The following is a 408-nucleotide window of genomic DNA, read 5'->3' as shown; positions in this document are numbered from 1 at the left end:
CTCGATGGCGATGTCGATATGGTTCGAGAAATCGCTGATCGAGCTGGCGCCGGAAGGCAAGCCGGCGAGTGTTCGGACCAGATCCGCGTCGAGCTTCTCGCGGTCCACGCCGCCATGGCGGCAGATGCGGTGCATGTCACTGTCCGGCAGCGCGAGGATCTGGTGCAGCCAATGCGCCAGTTCGACGTAAGGGTTGCCGCGGAGCTTGCAAAACGTTGTGGCCGACTCGATGCCGCGAAACATCGTTTCGCCGAGCTTGCCGAACAGGGTCTTTCTGGATGGGGTCATGGTCTAACGGCAGATGCCGGGAAGGGAATGGGTCCGCCGATGGGCGGTGTTCAGGTCGAGGCGGGGGCGCCGTAGGGCGGCACGTCGCGCGCCAGCTCGTGCACGGTGACGTCTTCTGCA

1 pseudogene is annotated in these 408 nt (G+C 64.2%); it reads right to left on the bottom strand.

What is annotated here, in order from left to right:
• Window positions 1-288, bottom strand: a pseudogene (locus tag AB4Z35_RS30865) (type VI secretion system ATPase TssH); the annotation flags it as partial.
• Window positions 289-408: the final 120 nt, after the last annotated feature.

Source organism: Pseudomonas sp. KB_15, assembly GCF_052114525.1.
Lineage (GTDB): Bacteria > Pseudomonadota > Gammaproteobacteria > Pseudomonadales > Pseudomonadaceae > Aquipseudomonas.
Note: the sequence above shows the minus strand (reverse complement) of the source record. Positions and strands in the feature narration are given on the sequence as shown.